18 protein-coding genes are annotated in these 17536 nt (G+C 73.2%); 16 read left to right on the top strand and 2 right to left on the bottom strand.

Going from position 1 to position 17536, the window contains the following annotated elements; all coding sequences use genetic code 11:
• The first annotated feature begins 258 nt into the window (after positions 1-258).
• The 14 genes from AB0M76_RS39555 to hypE all read left to right on the top strand — a co-directional run bounded on the left by AB0M76_RS39555 (position 259) and on the right by hypE (position 15300).
• Positions 259-2028 (top strand): enoyl-CoA hydratase-related protein, encoded by a 1770-nt coding sequence (locus AB0M76_RS39555; RefSeq protein ID WP_365957579.1) that lies wholly within the window; start codon positions 259-261, stop codon positions 2026-2028.
• 97 nt (positions 2029-2125) lie between these two features.
• On the top strand, positions 2126-3184 hold the full coding sequence (locus AB0M76_RS39550; protein WP_365957578.1) for a hydrogenase expression protein HypE: 1059 nt from the start codon (positions 2126-2128) through the stop codon (positions 3182-3184).
• 97 nt (positions 3185-3281) lie between these two features.
• Complete coding sequence (locus tag AB0M76_RS39545; protein WP_266660476.1) at positions 3282-5066, top strand: nickel-dependent hydrogenase large subunit; 1785 nt, start codon at positions 3282-3284, stop codon at positions 5064-5066.
• Positions 5063-5584, top strand: a complete 522-nt coding sequence (locus AB0M76_RS39540) for a hypothetical protein (RefSeq protein WP_365957577.1) — start codon at positions 5063-5065, stop codon at positions 5582-5584. Before AB0M76_RS39545 ends, AB0M76_RS39540 begins: the two co-directional genes overlap by 4 nt.
• 86 nt (positions 5585-5670) lie before the next feature.
• A complete protein-coding gene (locus tag AB0M76_RS39535) occupies positions 5671-6288 on the top strand; it encodes a DUF5947 family protein (protein WP_328623244.1) in 618 nt (205 codons plus the stop codon).
• Positions 6285-6986 carry a DUF6084 family protein gene (locus tag AB0M76_RS39530; RefSeq protein ID WP_365957576.1) on the top strand — a complete coding sequence of 234 codons (702 nt, stop codon included), beginning with the start codon at positions 6285-6287 and terminating at the stop codon, positions 6984-6986. Before AB0M76_RS39535 ends, AB0M76_RS39530 begins: the two co-directional genes overlap by 4 nt.
• Entirely contained in the window at positions 6983-8413 is a 1431-nt protein-coding gene (locus AB0M76_RS39525; RefSeq protein ID WP_365957575.1) for a hypothetical protein, read from the top strand. Before AB0M76_RS39530 ends, AB0M76_RS39525 begins: the two co-directional genes overlap by 4 nt.
• A complete protein-coding gene (locus AB0M76_RS39520; protein WP_365957574.1) occupies positions 8410-8940 on the top strand; it encodes a hydrogenase maturation protease in 531 nt (176 codons plus the stop codon). The genes AB0M76_RS39525 and AB0M76_RS39520 overlap by 4 nt, the downstream gene beginning before the upstream one ends.
• 246 nt (positions 8941-9186) lie before the next feature.
• Positions 9187-9594, top strand: a complete 408-nt coding sequence (gene hypA, locus AB0M76_RS39515) for a hydrogenase maturation nickel metallochaperone HypA (RefSeq protein WP_365957573.1) — start codon at positions 9187-9189, stop codon at positions 9592-9594.
• Between the two features lie 3 nt (positions 9595-9597).
• The gene (hypB, locus tag AB0M76_RS39510) at positions 9598-10356 is read left to right on the top strand and encodes a hydrogenase nickel incorporation protein HypB (protein ID WP_365957572.1); all 759 of its coding nucleotides are present in this window, start codon (positions 9598-9600) and stop codon (positions 10354-10356) included.
• Positions 10356-12770: a carbamoyltransferase HypF gene (hypF, locus tag AB0M76_RS39505; RefSeq protein WP_365957571.1), complete on the top strand. Its 2415-nt coding sequence runs from the start codon at positions 10356-10358 to the stop codon at positions 12768-12770. Before hypB ends, hypF begins: the two co-directional genes overlap by 1 nt.
• On the top strand, positions 12739-13092 hold the full coding sequence (locus tag AB0M76_RS39500) for a HypC/HybG/HupF family hydrogenase formation chaperone (RefSeq protein ID WP_365957570.1): 354 nt from the start codon (positions 12739-12741) through the stop codon (positions 13090-13092). The genes hypF and AB0M76_RS39500 overlap by 32 nt, the downstream gene beginning before the upstream one ends.
• The gene (gene hypD, locus AB0M76_RS39495) at positions 13089-14222 is read left to right on the top strand and encodes a hydrogenase formation protein HypD (protein ID WP_365957568.1); all 1134 of its coding nucleotides are present in this window, start codon (positions 13089-13091) and stop codon (positions 14220-14222) included. The genes AB0M76_RS39500 and hypD overlap by 4 nt, the downstream gene beginning before the upstream one ends.
• The gene (gene hypE / locus AB0M76_RS39490; protein WP_365957567.1) at positions 14215-15300 is read left to right on the top strand and encodes a hydrogenase expression/formation protein HypE; all 1086 of its coding nucleotides are present in this window, start codon (positions 14215-14217) and stop codon (positions 15298-15300) included. The genes hypD and hypE overlap by 8 nt, the downstream gene beginning before the upstream one ends.
• Positions 15301-15310: 10 nt before the next feature.
• On the opposite strand, the gene AB0M76_RS39485 is transcribed toward hypE, so the two are convergent.
• Together AB0M76_RS39485 and AB0M76_RS39480 are read right to left on the bottom strand one after the other, a co-directional pair.
• Positions 15311-15724, bottom strand: coding sequence for a polysaccharide deacetylase family protein (locus AB0M76_RS39485; protein WP_365957566.1), 414 nt, complete (start codon positions 15722-15724; stop codon positions 15311-15313).
• A complete protein-coding gene (locus tag AB0M76_RS39480; protein WP_365957565.1) occupies positions 15724-16563 on the bottom strand; it encodes a class II glutamine amidotransferase in 840 nt (279 codons plus the stop codon). Before AB0M76_RS39480 ends, AB0M76_RS39485 begins: the two co-directional genes overlap by 1 nt.
• A 194-nt stretch (positions 16564-16757) precedes the next feature.
• Here AB0M76_RS39480 and AB0M76_RS39475 point away from each other — a divergent pair, with 194 nt between their 5' ends.
• Entirely contained in the window at positions 16758-17231 is a 474-nt protein-coding gene (locus tag AB0M76_RS39475; protein ID WP_365957564.1) for a hypothetical protein, read from the top strand.
• On the top strand, positions 17228-17536 hold the full coding sequence (locus AB0M76_RS39470; RefSeq protein WP_365957563.1) for a monovalent cation/H+ antiporter complex subunit F: 309 nt from the start codon (positions 17228-17230) through the stop codon (positions 17534-17536). The genes AB0M76_RS39475 and AB0M76_RS39470 overlap by 4 nt, the downstream gene beginning before the upstream one ends.

The raw sequence follows: 17536 nt of genomic DNA, 5'->3' as shown, positions 1-17536 counted from the left end.
GCCCTCCGCCATCCGCTCCGCCGCCCGGGCCCCCCCCGGGCCCGGCGGCGGTGCACCGCCGCCGGGCCCTCCCGCAGCCGGGTGCCGGGCACCCGCCCCGCGTACGACTCGTATCCACCAGGTGGCGGCCCGGGCGCCCCCTTCCGAGTGACACCCCCGTAGGTCGAGCCGGCCTGCCGACGCCCGTGGTCGACGATCTCCAGCGGCCGTACCTGTTCCGGCCGCAGATCGCCGGGGGCCGGACGCTTGGGAGATCACGTGCACATCCTGCTCGCCGCCAGCGCGTTCAACAGTCTCACTCAGCGTGTGCACGCCGAGCTGAGGGACCGCGGGCACAGTGTGGCGGTCGAGCTCGCCCTGCCCGGTGTCTCCTTCGCCGACGCCGTCGAGCGCCACCGGCCGGACCTCGTGCTCGCGCCGATGCTCAAGACGGCCGTCCCCCGGGAGGTCTGGTCCGCCCACACCTGCCTGATCGTCCACCCGGGACCGGTCGGCGACCGCGGACCCTCCTCGCTCGACTGGGCCATCACCGAGGGCGCGACCCGCTGGGGCGTCACCGTCCTGCAGGCCGGGGAGGAGATGGACGCGGGCGACGTCTGGGCCACCGCGGACTGCCCGCTGCCACCCGTCGGCAAGAGCGACGCCTACCGCGGCGAGATCTCCGACGCCGCCCTGACCGCCGTGCTCACGGCCGTCGACCGCTTCGCTTCCGGCACGCACCTCCCGCAACGCCAGGAATCGGGCCGCGCCCGGCCCTACCTGCGCCAGGAACTGCGCCGGATCGACTGGCACAACGACTCCACGGAGAGCGTCGTGGGCGCGCTGCGCGCCGCCGACTCCCAGCCCGGCGTACTCGACGAACTGCTCGGCGGCCAGTGGTTCCTGCACGGCGGGCACCCCGAGGACCAGCTGCGGGGCCGCCCCGGAGAGCTGCTCGCCACCCGGGCGGGCGCGATCTGCCGGGCGACCGCCGACGGAGCCGTCTGGATCCCCGAGCTCCGGGCCCGGCGCGCGCCGGGAGAGCCGGCCCCCGTCAAACTCCCCGCCACCCTCGCCCTCGGCGACCGGCTGCCGCCGCTCCCCGAGCTCCCCGCACCGCCGTACGCCGAAGAGGGCCCGCGCACCTGGTCCGACATCAGCTACCGGGAGCAGGGCGGGGCAGGCTTCCTCACGTTCTCCTTCCCCGGCGGCGCGATGAGCACCTCGCAGTGCCGGCGCCTGCTCGCCGCCTACCGGGAGGCCTGCACCCGCCCCGTCTCCGTCCTCGTCCTCGGCGGCGGCCGCGACTTCTTCTCGAACGGCATCCACCTGGGCGTCATCGAGGCGGCCGCCGACCCGGCCGAGGAGTCCTGGGCCAACATCAACGCCATGGACGACCTGGTGGAGGCCGTGCTCACCACCACCGACCGGTTCGTCGTGGCCGCCCTCGGCGGCAACGCGGCCGCCGGCGGGGCCATGCTCGCGCTCGCCGCCGACGAGGTCTGGTGCCGCACCGGTGTGGTGCTGAACCCGCACTACCGGCTGATGGGCCTGCACGGATCCGAGTACTGGACCTACACGCTGCCCCGCCGGACCGGGACGGGCGTCGCCGACCGCCTCACCGCCGATGCCCTGCCCCTCAGCGCCGAAGCCGCCCGGCGGCTCGGGCTGGTCGACCGCACGGTCGACTGCGGCCCGCAGGCCTTCGCGGAGGAGACCGCCCGGCTCGCCGTCCGGGTGGCGGACTCGCCCGCCATCCGGTCCCGGATCGCCGGCAAGAAGGCCCGCCGCGACGCGGACGAGAGCGTCAGGCCGCTCGCCGCCTACCGGGAGGCGGAGCTGGCGCGGATGCGGGAGACGTTCTTCGACCCGCAGGCCCCGTACCACGCCCTGCGCCGCGCCTTCGTACGCAAGGAACCCCCGGACGGCACCCCGGCCCACCTGGAGCGGACCGTACCCGGACGGCGCACCGCGCCCCTGCCCTCCCGGCGGCCCGCAGTCACTGGACCGGCCGAACAAGACAGGGCACCGGGCCCGGCCGGCTGCTAGCAAGAAGGGTGAGGCCGGCGCGGAGCACCCGCCCGTCCGCCGTCCCCGTCCCCGCCCCACCCATCCCCCCCGCATCCCTCCCCAAGGAGCGATCCTCATGGATGCAGCAACGCCGAGCACGGCAGTAGAGGACCCCACGATCCACATCCTCTGGATCAACGCCGGACTGAGCTGCGACGGCGACTCGGTGTCCCTGACGGCAGCGATGCAGCCCAGCATCGAAGAGATCGTCATGGGCGTCCTCCCGGGACTGCCCAAGATCGCCGTGCACTGGCCGCTGATCGACTTCGAATGCGGACCGGTCGGCGGCGCCGACACGTTCATCGAATGGTTCTTCAAGGGGGAGCGCGGGGAGATCGACCCCTTCGTGCTCGTCGTCGAAGGCTCCGTCCCCAACGAGAAGATCAAGCCCGAGGGCTACTGGTGCGGCTTCGGCGACGACCCGGAGACCGGACAGCCCATCACCACCAGCGAGTGGATCGACCGCCTCGCGCCCAAGGCCCTCGCCGTCGTGGCGATCGGCACCTGCGCCACGTACGGCGGCATCCACGCGATGGAGGGCAACCCCACCGGCGCCATGGGCGTGCCCGACTACCTCGGCTGGGACTGGACCTCGAAGGCCGGCATCCCGATCGTGTGCGTCCCGGGCTGCCCGATCCAGCCGGACAACTTCTCGGAGACCCTCACCTACCTGCTCTACCAGGCGGCCGGCTCCGCCCCGATGATCCCGCTGGACGACAAGCTGCGCCCGACCTGGCTGTTCGGCAACACCGTGCACGAGGGCTGCGACCGGGCCGGCTACTACGAGCAGGGCGAGTTCGCCCATACCTACGACTCGCCCAAGTGCCTCGTCAAACTCGGCTGCTGGGGCCCCGTCGTCAAGTGCAACGTCCCCAAGCGCGGCTGGATGAACGGCATCGGCGGCTGCCCCAACGTCGGCGGCATCTGCATCGCCTGCACCATGCCTGGCTTCCCCGACAAGTTCATGCCGTTCATGGACGAGCCTCCCGGCGCGAAGCTGTCCACCAGCGCCAGCGGGGTCTACGGCGCGCTGGTCCGCAAGCTCAGGGCGATCACGGAGCACACCGTGGACCAGGAGCCGAAGTGGCGCCACCCGGGGCGTCAGCTGACCACCGGCTACCGCAAGCCCTGGTGACCGCGCCCGCGGCCCCGCGTCCGTCCCGCTTTCCTCCCACCGTTCCGCCTCGAAGAACCTCCAGCTCCCGCCTCCAAGAAGGGTCACGGCAGACAAGATGACACCGAAGACGAAGGCGGCCGGTGACGGCAGCGGCCTGGTGGAGATGGCCTGGGATCCGATCACCCGGATCGTGGGCAGTCTCGGCATCCACACGAAGATCGACTTCAAGCAGAAGAAGGTCGCGGAGTGCTACAGCACCTCGTCGGTCTTCCGCGGCTACAGCGTCTTCATGCGCGGCAAGGACCCCCGCGACGCGCACTTCATCACCAGCCGCATCTGCGGCATCTGCGGCGACAACCACGCCACCTGCTCCGTCTACACGCAGAACATGGCGTACGGAGTGAAGCCTCCCCACCTCGCCGAGTGGATCATCAACCTGGGCGAGTCGGCGGAGTACATGTTCGACCACAACATCTTCCAGGAGAACCTGGTCGGGGTCGACTACTGCGAGAAGATGGTCCGCGAGACCAACCCGGGCGTCCTCGAGCTCGCCGAACGCACCGAGGCCCCGCACGCCGGCGACCACGGCTATCGCACCATCGCCGACATCATGCGCTCGCTCAACCCCATCGAGGGCGAGTTCTACCGCGAGGCCCTCCAGGTCAGCCGCTACACGCGCGAGATGTTCTGCCTGATGGAGGGCCGCCACGTGCACCCCTCCACCCTCTACCCGGGCGGCGTCGGCACCATCGCCTCCGTCCAGCTCTTCACCGACTACATGAGCCGCCTCATGCGGTACGTGGAGTTCATGAAGCGGGTCGTCCCGCTCCACGACGACCTCTTCGACTTCTTCTACGAGGCCCTGCCCGGGTACGAGGAGGTCGGCCGCCGGCGCGTCCTGCTGGGCTGCTGGGGCGCGCTCAACGACCCCGAGTACTGCGACTTCACGTACGCCAACATGACCGACTGGGGACGGAAGATGTTCGTCACCCCCGGTGTGATCGTGGACGGCAAACTCGTCACCAACGACCTCACCGAGATCAACCTCGGCATCCGCATCCTGCTGGGCAGCTCGTACTACGACGACTGGGCGGGCCAGGAGAAGTTCGTCACCCACGATCCGCTCGGCAACCCCGTCGACGCCCGCCACCCGTGGAACCAGCACACCATCCCCGCCCCGCAGAAGCGCAACTTCGACGACAAGTACAGCTGGGTGATGTCCCCGCGCTGGTTCGACGGCAAGGACCACCTCGCCCTCGACACCGGCGGCGGCCCGATCGCGCGCCTGTGGTCCACCGCCCTCTCCGGGCTCGTCGACGTCGGCTACGTCAAGGCCACGGGCAACAGCGTGATCATCAACCTGCCGCGCACGATGACCAAGCCCGAGACGCGCTTCGAGTGGAAGATCCCGAAGTGGAGCAACGCGCTGGAGCGCAACCGCGCCCGCACGTACTTCCAGGCGTACGCGGCCGCCATCGCGCTGCACTGCGCCGAGAAGGGCCTGGCCGAGGTCCGTGCCGGACGCACCCAGACCTGGGAGAAGTTCGAGGTCCCGGACGAGTCCATCGGAGTCGGCTTCACCGAGGCCGTCCGCGGGGTGCTCTCGCACCACATGGTGATCCGCGACGGCAAGATCGCCAACTACCACCCCTACCCGCCGACCCCGTGGAACGCCAGCACCCGCGACACCTTCGGCACCCCCGGACCGTACGAGGACGCCGTCCAGAACACCCCGATCTTCGAGGAGAACTCCCCGGAGAACTTCAAGGGCATCGACATCATGCGCGCCGTGCGCAGCTTCGACCCCTGCCTGCCCTGCGGCGTCCACATGTACGTCGGCGGCGGCAAGACCGTGAAGCAGATGCACGTGCCCACCGGCCTGAGCGGACTGGGCGGATGAGGGCGACGGCGACCGACGCCCGCGAGGCGGGCCGGCGGGTGGACGAGGTCCTCGACCGGCTGGCCGCCACCGGGGACCGCGAGGCCTGCGCCGCGGCCGAGGAACTGGTGCGCGTGCTCATGGACTTCTACGGGGCCGGGCTCGCCCGGATCGTGGAGCGGCTCGGCGTGGAGCGCCTCGGCGGGCTGCTGGACGACGAGCTCGTCGCGAGCCTGCTGGCGCTGCACGACCTGCACCCCGAGGACGTCCACACCCGGATCGCCCGCGCCCTGGACGCCGTACGGGACCCCATGGAGCTCGCCGGCTTCGACGCGGCCACCGGCGTCCTGCGGCTGCGGTCCGCGCCGGGCGGCGGCTGCGGCTGCGGATCCGCCGCCGACGCGGTCCCGCAGAGCGTCGAGGACGCCCTGGCCTGCTTCGCGCCCGAGGTGACCGCGGTGGAACTGGAATCGGCCGAGGCGCCGCTGCCCCTGCTCCAGATCGGCACCCGCCCGCAGGCCCCGGCACGGGCCCGGTGAGCGCGCGGCACCCCTGGGCACCGGCGGAGCCGCGCACCGGCTCCGCCGGCCCGGCCGGGCCCGCCGGGCTGCGCGGCCCGCGCGGCCTGCGCCGGTTCACCGGACCCCGGCCGCCCCGGGCCGAGCGCTGCGAACTGTGCGGGGTGGCCGTGCCCGAGGACGGCCACCGCCACCTGGTGGAGGTCGAGAAGCGGGCACTGGTCTGCGCCTGCACCGCGTGCGGCCTCCTGTTCGACCGGCCCGGCGCCGCCACCGGGCGCTTCCGCGCCGTCCCCGACCGCTACCTCACCGACCCGGAGCACCGGCTCGAAGAGGGCGCCTGGGAGCAGCTGCAGATCCCGGTCGGCGTGGCCTTCTTCTTCCGCAACGCCGCCCTCGACCGGCTGGTCGCGCTCTACCCGAGCCCGGCCGGCGCCACCGAGAGCGAACTGGACCCGGCCACCTGGCAGCACGTACTCGGCGGCGGGGCGCTCGCCGCGCTGCTCGAACCCGACGTGGAGGCGCTGCTGCTGCGCCGGGCCGAGGGCCGCACCGAGTGCTACCTCGTGCCCATCGACATCTGCTACGAGCTGGTGGGGCGGATGCGGCTGCTGTGGCAGGGCTTCGACGGCGGGGCCGAGGCGCGTGCCGCGCTCAAGGACTTCTTCGCCCAGGTGGAGCGCCGGGCCAAGGTCCCCGCCGCGGCGGGGGAGGGGCGGCCATGACCGACTTCACCTTCGCCTGTACCGGAGTGCGCGCCGACCCGTACGCGGCCGGCCCCACCCTCGTGTTCCGGCTGCGCATCACCGCTTCTGCCGACACGAGGGTCCACGCCCTCGCGCTGCGCTGCCAGATCCGCATCGAGCCGGCCCGGCGCAGCTACGGCACCGGCGAGGCCGCAGCCCTCCACGACCTGTTCGGCGAGCGGGCCCGCTGGGGAACCACCCTGCAGCCCCTCCAGTTCGCCCAGGTCTCGGTGATGGTCCCCAGCTTCACCGGAGAGACCGAGACCGACATCGTCGTACCGTGCACGTACGACATGGACATCGCCGCCGGCCGCTACCTCAGCGCCCTGGAGGACGGCGAGGCACCCCTGCTGATGCTGTTCTCCGGCACGGCCTTCACCGGGGCCGGGGGCTTTCACGTCGAGCCCGTCCCCTGGGACCGCGAAGCCCCGTTCCGGATGCCCGCCGAGGTGTGGCGGGAGATGGTCGAGCAGCACTTCCCGGGCTGCGGCTGGCTGCGCCTGCCCCGCGACACCATGGCCGACCTGCTCGCCTACCGCTCCCGCCACGCCCTCGCCTCCTGGGAGGCGACCGTACGGGCCCTGCTGGACGCGGCGGGGGTGGCCGAGCCGCCACCCCCGGACCCCGCCTGGGCCGGGGCCGTACTGCCCCGGGCCGCCGAGAGGACGGCGCCATGACCATGACGGCCCTGCCCGAATCCCGGTTCGCCGTGGTCCGCCAGGTGGCCGACGCCGTCCTCTTCGAGGGCTACGTGCTCTACCCGTACCGGGCCTCGGCGGCGAAGAACCGGCTGCGCTGGCAGTTCGGCGTACTGGTCCCGCCCGCGTGGGGGCCCGCGCACGACGAGCACTCCTTCCAGCGCACCGAGCTGGTCATGGAACCGCGCGGCGCGGCCACCCTCGCCGTCGAACTGCGCTTCCTGCACGCGCAGCGGCGTACCGTCGAAGAGGCCCGCGCGGACGGCTCGTTCGCGGCCGTGCCCGAACTGCACCTCCCCGACCGGGTCCTGGTCCCCTGGGACGAGGGAACCGAGGAACGGGTCGAAATGACCGTCTCCGTCGCCGAGTTGGAGGAGGGTGAGGTCTCCCTGCCCTTCGTACGGCCCGCCCGCGAGGAGACCGAACCCGTCCTCGGCCCCGACGGCCGGGAGGTGGGCCGGCTGGTCCGGCGCACCGAGCGGGCCGACGGTGTGCTGCGGCTGCGCGCCGAGCAACTGGACGTCCCGTACCGGGCGTTCAAGCTCACGGTGCTGGTCGAGAACACGAGCGACTGGACCCCGCACGCCGATGGGGCCGACGGCGCCGACCGTGACGCCGCCCTGCCGCGCTCCCTGGTCGCGGCCCACCTCCTGCTGGGCCTCAGCGCCGGATCCTTCCTCTCGATGACCGACCCGCCCGAGTGGGCCAAGCCCTCCGTCGCGACCTGCGCCAACCTGCACACCTGGCCCGTACTCGCCGGCGAACCGGGCAGCGCCGACGTGGTGCTGTCCTCGCCGATCATCCTCGAGGACCACCCCGGCATCGCCCCCGAGAGCATCGGGGCCATGTACGACGCCACCGAGATCGACGAGATCCTCGCCCTGCGCACGGCGGCCCTGACCGACCAGGAGAAGCGGGAGGCCCGCGGGACCGACGCCCGGGCGGCCGCCGTGATCGACCTGGCCGAGACCATGCCCCCCGAGGTGCTGGAACGCCTGCACGGCGCCGTCCGGGCACTGCGGGAGATCACCGACCCCGGTGCGCCCACCCCCGAGTCGTTCCCCGAACTCTTCGACGAGGGCGCGGTGTTCAGACCGGACACCCCCTGGTGGGACCCGGCGCACGCGGACCCCGCCGACCCGGCCCGCGACCGGATCCTGATCGGCGGCACCTCGGTGGGCCCCGGCAGCCGGGTCCTCCTGCGCCCGGGCCTGCGGCGCACCGACGCCCAGGATCTGTTCCTCCAGGGCGCCGTCGCCCAGGTCGAGGCCGTGCTCCACGACGTCGACGGCGGAGTCCACCTCGCCGTCACCGTCGAAGGCGACCCCGGCGCCGACATCCGCCGCGAACAGGGCCGGTTCCTGTACTTCCAGCCCGACGAGGTCGCCCCCCTGGAGGACGCGTGAGCGGCCGCATCCTGATCGCCGGCATCGGCAACGTCTTCCTCGGCGACGACGGCTTCGGCGTCGAGACCGTCCGGAGGCTGGCCGAACCCGGGCACGGGCTGCCCGAGCACGTCGAGGTGGTGGACATCGGCGTACGCGGGGTCCACCTCGCCTACCAGCTCCTCGACGGCTACGACACGCTCGTCCTGGTGGACGCCACCGCGCGCGGCGGAGCCCCCGGCACCCTGTACCTGATCGAGGCCGGCGAAGCCGGCTCCATCGCCCCGCAGAGCCCCGTACTCGACGGGCACCAGATGTCGCCCGACGCGGTGCTGGCCCTGCTGGACACGCTGTGCGCCGGAACCGGCGGGACACCGCCCCGGCGGATCTGGGTCGTCGGCTGCGAACCCGCTTGCCTGGACGAGGGCATCGGCCTGAGCGTCCCGGTGGCCGCAGCGGTCCCGGAGGCCGTACGGATGGTCCTGGACCTGGTCCGCCGCCCGGACCAGGAGCTGCTCGACGAAGAGCGCAACGCCACCGCCAACTGAGGAGAACCCATGAAGAAGGCCATCATCGGAGGCGCGGCCGCCGCCGCCCTCGCCGCCGCACTGTGCGTGATGCTCCCCGATGTCCAGCGCTATCTGAAGATCCGCCGCATGTGACCCGTGACCCCTGACGACTGACGTGCCACCGCCCCGGCGCCCGAATGGCGTACGGGGCGTCGGCGCGTCGGCGTGCCCGACCGCCCCGTACGGCGCCGGCCGGTCTAATGAGGCCCGGCAGGACGGAGTCCCATGCACGAGATGTCGATCGCCATGGCCGTGGTGGCCCAGGTGGAGGAAGCCGCCGAGGCAGGCGGCGCGAGCGCCGTCACCTCGGTCCGGCTCCAGGTCGGCGAGCTGGCCGGGGTGGTACCAGACGCCCTCGCCTTCTGCTTCGAACTGGCCTGCGCCGGAACGGTCCTGGAAGGCGCCGAGCTCGTGACGGAGCCCGTCCCCGCCCGCGCGCACTGCCGCTCCTGTACGGGCGACTGGGCGGTCGGCATGCCGCCCCGGCTGGTCTGCCCCGGCTGCGGACAGGCCACGGAGGTCGAACTCCTCGCCGGGCGCGAGCTGCAGATCCTCAGCGTGCACTGGGAGGACGGCCCCGCCTGCGACCGGCATCCCGCCCCCACCCGCGAACCGATCTCCGAGGAGCGCTGAACCATGTGCCGTGTGGTCGACCTGAAGCAGGCGGTCCTCGCCAAGAACGACTCGGCCGCGCACACCCTGCGCGCCGAACTCACCGCCCGCGGCACCACGGTGGTCAACCTGCTGTCCAGCCCGGGCAGCGGGAAGACCGCCCTGCTGGAGCGTGAACTCGGCCTGGCGCGCGAGCGCGGCGTGCCCGTCGCCGCCCTCACCGCCGATCTCGCCACCGAGAACGACGCGGTACGGCTGGCGCGTTCGGGCGTCCCCGTCAAGCAGGTGCTCACCGACGGGCTCTGCCACCTCGAGGCCGGGATGCTCGGGCGGCACCTCGACGGCTGGATGCCCGAGGACACCCGGCTGCTGTTCGTGGAGAACGTCGGCAACCTCGTCTGCCCCGCCTCGTACGACCTCGGGGAGACGCTGCGCGTGGTCCTGGCCTCGGTGACGGAGGGCGAGGACAAACCGCTCAAGTACCCGACGGCTTTCGGGCTCGCCCACCTCGTCGTGGTGACGAAGACGGACATCGCGCAGGCCGTGGAATTCGACGAAGCCGCCTTCCGCACGCACGTCCAGCAGGTCAACCCGGGCGTGGAGGTGGTGCTGACCTCGGCCCGCGGCGGCGTGGGTGCGGGCATCCTGCTCGACCGGGCGCTGGCGGTCGGCGCCGGCGGCCCGGTGCACGCCCCGGTCATGGCCCAGCAGCCCCCCACGCACCACCATCACGATCACCACGCCGAGGGCCACTCGCACTCCGCCGTGGTGCCGGCCCGCTGATGGAGGCCGTACAGCGCCGCCGCGTCGTCGTGCGCGGAGTGGTGCAGGGCGTGGGCTTCCGGCCGTACGTGTACACCCGCGCGACCGGCCTCGGCCTCGCCGGGCACGTCACCAACACCCCCGAAGGCGTCGTCGCCGAGGTCGAGGGCGCACCGGCGGCCGTATCGGCCTTCTGCGAGAGGCTCGCTGCCGACGCCCCGCCCCTCGCAGTCGTCGATGCCGTCGACCACTGCGAGGTCCCCGTCGCCGGCGGCGCAGGCTTCACCATCGTGGCCTCCCGGTCCGGCGGACCCGCGCGCACCCTCGTCTCCCCGGACGTGGCCACCTGCGCCGACTGCCTCGCGGAGCTGGCCGATCCGGCCGACCGGCGCCACCGGCACCCCTTCATCACCTGCACGCACTGCGGACCCCGCTTCACCATCGTCACCGGGCTGCCGTACGACCGGGTGCACACCACCATGGCCCGCTTCCCGATGTGCCCCGACTGCGCCCGCGAGTACGCGAACCCCGCCGACCGGCGCTTCCACGCCCAGCCGGTGGCCTGCCCCGCCTGCGGACCCCGGCTGCGGCTCCTCGCCGGCTCGCCCCCGTGCGAGGCGGCATACCCCGACCCGGTGGCCGAGGCCCGCCGGCTGCTGGCCGGCGGGGCGATCCTCGCGGTCAAGGGCCTCGGCGGCTACCACCTCGCCTGCGACGCCGCCCACGCCGGCGCCGTGGCCGAGCTGCGGCGCCGCAAGGCCCGCGGGGACAAGCCGTTCGCCCTGATGGCCCGCGACCTCGCCGACATCGAGCCCCTGGTCCACCTCGGCCCGGCCGAACGGGACCTGCTCACCGGGCCCGTCCGGCCCATCGTCCTGCTGCGCCGCCGCCCCGGCGCCGACGAGGAGCTCGTTGCCGACGCCGTCGCCCCGGGCAGCCCCGACCTGGGCGTGATGCTCCCCTACACCCCCGTGCACCATCTGCTGCTCGGCCTGCCCGGCGACCCGCCAGGCCCCCGGCTGCTCGTCATGACCAGCGGGAACCTGTCGGGCGAGCCGATCGTCACCGACGACACCGAGGCCCTGGACCGGCTCGCCCGGCTCGCCGACGCCTGGCTCACCCACGACCGGCCGATCCACGTCCCGTGCGACGACTCCGTGGTGCGCGTCTGCGACGCCGAGGTGCTGACCCTGCGCCGCTCGCGCGGGTACGCCCCGCTGCCCCTCGCGCTGCCGCTGTCCGTACCCGCCACGCTCGCCGCCGGGGGCGACCTGAAGAACACCCTCGGCCTGGCCGAGGGACGCCAGGCCTGGCTGTCCGCCCACATCGGCGACATGGACGACCTCGCCACCCAGTACGCGTTCGCCCGCGCCGAGGAACAGCTGGAGTCCATCACCGGCGTCGCCGCCGTGCTGGCCGCCGTGGACCGGCACCCCGGCTACCGCTCGGGCCGCCTGGTCCGGGACCGGGCCGCCGGCCGCCCGGTCGTCGGAGTCCAGCACCACCACGCCCACATTGCGTCCGCGATGGCCGAACACGGCCTCGACGGCGCCCGCCGCGTGATCGGCGTCGCCTTCGACGGCACCGGATACGGCGACGACGGGGCCGTCTGGGGCGGGGAGGTGCTGCTCGCGGACTACGCCGGGTACACCCGGTTCGCGCACCTCGCCTACGTCCCGCTGCCGGGCGGCGACGCCGCCGTGCGCCGGCCGTACCGGATGGCCCTGTCCCATCTGCGCGCCGCAGGGCTCGACTGGGACCCGGACCTGCCCTGCACGGCCGCCTGCCCGCCGGATGAACTGCGGCTGCTCCGGCGTCAGTTGGAGCGGAACCTGCACTGCGTCCCGACCTCCAGCATGGGCCGCCTCTTCGATGCGGTCTCCTCCCTGGCGGGCGTCTGCCACCACGCCGGGTACGAGGCCCAGGCCGCCATCGAGCTGGAGGGCGCGGCGCTCACCGCGGCGGTGAGCGCAAACGCGAGCGGGTCCGGGGCCGGGGCGGATGCCGGCCCGGACTACGCCTTCGCCCTCCGGCCCCCCGCGCACGGCGGCCGCGACGCCCCGCTGACCGCGGACCCGGCTCCCGTACTGGCGGCGGTGGTCCGCGACGTACGCGCGGGCATCGCGCCCGGCGTGGTCGCCGCCCGCTTCCACACCGCCGTCGCCGCCCTCGTGCACCGGGTCTGCGTCCGGGCGCGCGAGCGGCACGCGCTCGACACCGTCGCCCTCAGCGGCGGGGTGTTCGCCAACGCCGTGCTCTCCTCCGCCTGCGCCCGCGTACTGCGCGAGAGCGGCTTCACCGTACTGCGCCACCACCGCGTGCCGCCGAACGACGGCGGGCTGGCCCTCGGCCAGCTCATGGTGGCGGCCTGCGCCCCGGACCACCCACAGCAAGGAGAGGGCCATGTGCCTGGCGGTACCCGGCAGAGTGCTTGACATCGGGGAGAAGGACGGCACCCGCATGGCGACCGTCGATTTCGGCGGGGTGGTCAAGGAGGTGTGCCTCGAGTACCTGCCGGACCTCCGGGTCGGCGAGTACGCCATCGTCCACGTCGGCTTCGCCCTGCAGCGCCTCGACGAGGAGTCGGCCAAGCAGACGCTCGAACTCTTCGCCCAACTCGGCATGCTCCAGGAAGAGTTCGGCGATCCGTGGGAGCGGGCGGCGGCCGAGGCGGGCACGGGGGACTGGCCCTTCGCCGACGACATCGCGCAGCAGCCGCACGCCGGGGACGCCGTACAGGAGGCGCAGCAGCCGTGAAGTACATCGAGGAATTCCAGGACCCCGAGCTGGCCCGCCGCCTGCTCGACGACATCCACGCCACCGTCACCCGCCCCTGGGCGCTGATGGAGGTCTGCGGCGGCCAGACCCACACCATCATCCGGCACGGCATCGACCAACTACTGCCCGAACAGGTCGAGTTGATCCACGGCCCGGGCTGCCCGGTGTGCGTGACCCCGCTGGAGGTCATCGACAAGGCGCTGGAGATCGCCTCCCGCCCCGAGGTGATCTTCTGCTCGTTCGGCGACATGCTCCGCGTCCCCGGGACGGGCCGCGACCTCTTCCAGGTGCGCAGCGAGGGCGGCGACGTACGGGTGGTGTACTCCCCGCTCGACGCCCTGCGGATCGCGCAGCAGAACCCGGCGCGCGAGGTGGTGTTCTTCGGCATCGGCTTCGAAACCACGGCGCCGCCCAATGCCATGACGGTGTATCAGGCGAAGAAGCTCGGCATCCCCAACTTCAGCCTGCTCGTCTCGCACGTCCGGGTGCCCCCGGCCATCGAGGCGATCATGACCTCCCCGAGCTGCCGGGTACAGGCCTTCCTCGCCGCCGGGCACGTGTGCAGCGTGATGGGCATGGGGGAGTACCCGGAGCTGGCCGCGCGCCACCGCGTCCCGATCGTGGTCACCGGCTTCGAGCCGCTGGACATCCTCGAAGGCGTACGCCGGGCCGTACGGCAGCTGGAACGGGGCGAGCACACCGTCGACAACGCCTACGCCCGCGCCGTCCGCCCGGAGGGGAACCCGGCCGCCCTCGCCATGCTGGAGGACGTCTTCGAGGTCACCGACCGCGCCTGGCGCGGTATCGGCGTCATCCCCGCCAGCGGCTGGCGGCTGTCCGCCCGCTACCGCGACTACGACGCCGAGCACCGCTTCTCGGTGACGGACATCGCCACGCAGGAACCCGCCGAGTGCCGCAGCGGTGAGGTCCTCCAGGGCCTGATCAAGCCGCACGAGTGCGAGGCCTTCGGCACCACCTGCACCCCGCGCAACCCGCTCGGCGCCACGATGGTCTCCAGCGAGGGCGCCTGCGCCGCCTACTACCTCTACCGGCGCCTCGACCTCGCGCCGGCCCGGACCGCACCGCTGGAGGCGAGCCCCGTTGTCTGAGACCGTGTCCGACGCCGTGTCGGGGGCCGCACTCGACGTCACCGGCTGGACCTGCCCGGCCCCGCTGCGCGACCGCCCCCGGGTGGTGATGGGCCACGGAGGCGGCGGCGCGCTCTCCGCCGAGCTCGTCCAGCACGTCTTCGCACCCGCCTTCGGCGGCGAGGTGCTCGCCCAGCTCGGCGACTCCGCATCGGTCACCCTGGGCGGAGCCCGGCTGGCCTTCTCGACCGACTCGTACGTGGTGCGGCCGCTGTTCTTCCCCGGCGGCAGCATCGGCGACCTCGCAGTCAACGGCACGGTCAACGACCTGGCCATGAGCGGGGCCCGCGCCGCCTACCTCTCCTGCGGGTTCATCCTCGAGGAGGGCGTGGAGATCTCGGTCGTGGCACGGGTCGCCGAGGCCCTCGGCGCGGCCGCGCGCGCTGCGGGCGTCGAGGTGGCGACCGGCGACACCAAGGTCGTCGAGGCCGGTCACGGCGACGGCATCTACCTCAACACCGCCGGCATCGGGCTCATCCCCGACGGGGTGGACCTGCGCCCGCAGCGCGTCGTACCGGGTGACGTCGTCATCGTCAGCGGGGAGATCGGACTGCACGGCGTGGCCATCATGAGCGTCCGCGAGGGGCTCGGCTTCGAGGCGGAGATCGAGAGCGACTGCGCACCGCTGGGCGGGCTCGTCCAGGCCATGCTCGCGGTCACCCCCGACCTGCACGTGCTGCGCGATCCCACACGCGGCGGGCTGGCGGCCGCCCTGAACGAGATCGCGGCCGCCTCGGGCACCGGCGTCGTCATCCAGGAGGGCCGGGTTCCGGTCCCCGAGGCCGTGGGCAACGCCTGCGCGATCCTCGGCCTCGACCCGTTCTACGTGGCGAACGAGGGCAAGCTGGTCGCCTTCGTACCCCGCGAGCACGCCGACGCCGTCCTCGACGCGATGCGCGCCCACCCGCTGGGCCGCCGCGCCACGGTGATCGGCGAGGCCGTCGAGGCACACCCCGGCCTCGTCGTGGCGCGCACCGGCCTCGGCGGCACCCGCGTGGTCGACCTGCCGATCGGGGAGCAACTGCCCCGCATCTGCTGAGGCCGGGACCCTACGGGTTGGCCGGCAGGGTGCGGAGGTCGGTGATCCGGTACCCCTGCGAGCGGACCGCGTCGATGATCTGCGGCAGGGCCTGTGCATCGAGCACGGGGCCCTGCCCGTCGAGGGAGCCGACGTTCATCTGGACGATCTCGCCCGGTGCGAGCACGTCCAGCGCCCGCTTGACGGCGTGCTGGGTGGTCATGCCGCCCGCCGTGCCGCGGTAGCCGTTGGTGTCGGTGGTCCACTCGATGTCCGCGAAGCCGAGCGCGTTGACCTCGGCGATCTGCCCGGCCGTGGTGTCGCCGTACGGGAAGCGGAGAAACGGCAGCGCCGCCGGCCCGGCGGCCGGCCGGATCGCCCGGTCGGCGAGCGTGACCTCCTGCGCCCGCTCCGGAGCGGTGAGTCCACCGAAGATCTGTGACATCAGGGGAGCTCGGGGATGAACGGGAGATAGTCCTCCGTCGCCGTGGAGGGCACGACCGCGTAGCTCGCCTCGGGGAGTTCGTTCCACACGCCCGGGAGGTCGCCCAGCGGTTCGGAGACCACCAGCCGGGTCGCGTCGGAGACCTCCCGCAGAAACGGCAGTTCCGGGTACAGCTGGCGTACGGTCTCGGCCTTGCTGCTGTAGTACAGCGAACGCGAGTGGCCCGCGCTGGAGTAGCGGAAGGCCCACACGCGCTCGCCGTCGCTGACCGCGATCGTCATCTGCAGCGGGTCGGCGACGCCGTGCTCCTTGCCGAGCCGCTCCACCAGACCGGCCATCCGGGCGACCGCGCCGGGGGCGTCCTGGTCGAGGCCGAAGGTGACGGCCAGGTAGAACATCACCTCGGAGTCCGTGGAGCCCTCGATGCACGAGAACAGGGCCGGGTCGACCGCCATGTACAAGTCGCGCTGCAAACGGTGGAAGTCGGTGATCGCGCCGTTGTGCATCCACAGCCAGCGGCCGTGGCGGAAGGGGTGGCAGTTCGTCTGCTGGATCGCCGAACCGGTGGAGGCACGGACATGGGCGAAGAACAGCGTCGAGCGGACGTGTGCGGCCAGTTCCCGCAGATTGCGGTTGTTCCAGGCGGGCCCGATGTCCCGGAAGATCGCCGGGGTTGAGCCACCGTCGGGGCTGTACCAGCCGATGCCGAAACCGTCGCCGTTGGTCGACTCGACACCCATCCGGGCGTGGAGGCTCTGGTCGATCAGCGAGTGTTCCGGCTGGTAGAGAACCGCGTCGAGCAGCATCGGCGAACCGGAGTAGGCGAGCCATCGACACATCAGCATCATTCCTCTCCTGAGCCTCGTACGAGCCTATCGCGGCCGGGGTTCCGCTGCCCCGCGGCCGTCACGCGTCCGCCCCCGGCGGGCTTGACCCGGACGGGTGACATCTCCCGCGCCGGGCGCCGGTCCGGGGCGCGGGCGGCGGACCGGTGCCGAGAATCTGTGTCTGCGGCCCAGGGAAGGGGAGACAGGTGCGCGGTACGGCGGTCGAAATCCTCGTGTGGTGGGCGGTGCTGATGGGGGCCACGCTGGTGTCAATCAGCTCACCGGGCCCCGTCGAACTCGTGGTGGCCGGTGCCGCCGCGGCCGGTGCCGCCGTGATGGCACGGCTGACGCGCCGGGCGGCGGACGTAAGGGTGCGCGGAACCACCGGGGCGCTGCGGGCGGTCGCAGGGCTGCCCCTGGCCGTCGCGCAGGGTCTCGCCGTACTGGTGGGTGTACTGGCCAGGCCGCGAGAGGGCGCGGGCAGGGGCCGGATCCGGCGGATCCGGCTGCGCGAGGGGGCGGACCCGGGATGGGCGGGGGTGGCGCTCGGATGGTCCGCCGACACCTGCGTGATCGACCTGCCGGACGGGCGCGCGGAGGCCGTGGTCCACACCTTCCGGCCCGCGACGGCCCCCGGCGGGGCGGAGCGCGCCGTGGCCCGCCGGGACGGCACGCGGTGAGCGCCGCCTCGGTACCGGCCTGGTCGGAGGCCGCGCTCGTGCTGCTCGCGGCGGCCTGGCCGGCCTGTCTGTGGGCGGCGGCCCGCGGCAGCGCCGTACGGCGGCTGGCAGGCGTCTGCATGGCGGGCACGGTGACCGGCGCCGTGCTCCTGCTCCTGCCCATGGCGTACGGCCGGTCCTCCTACCAGGACGCGGCCCTCGTGTTCGCGGTGCTGTGCCCGGCCGGGGTGCTGGTCTTCACCCGCTTCGCGGGCGCCGGTCCTGGCGCGGAGGCCGGTCCGGGCGCCGACGCCGGGGATGGCTGA

Source organism: Streptomyces sp. NPDC051364, assembly GCF_040682115.1.
In the GTDB taxonomy this organism is placed as follows: Bacteria; Actinomycetota; Actinomycetes; order Streptomycetales; family Streptomycetaceae; genus Streptomyces.
The sequence above is the reverse complement of the archived record's forward strand: the minus strand, read 5'-3'. Positions and strand labels throughout refer to the sequence as shown.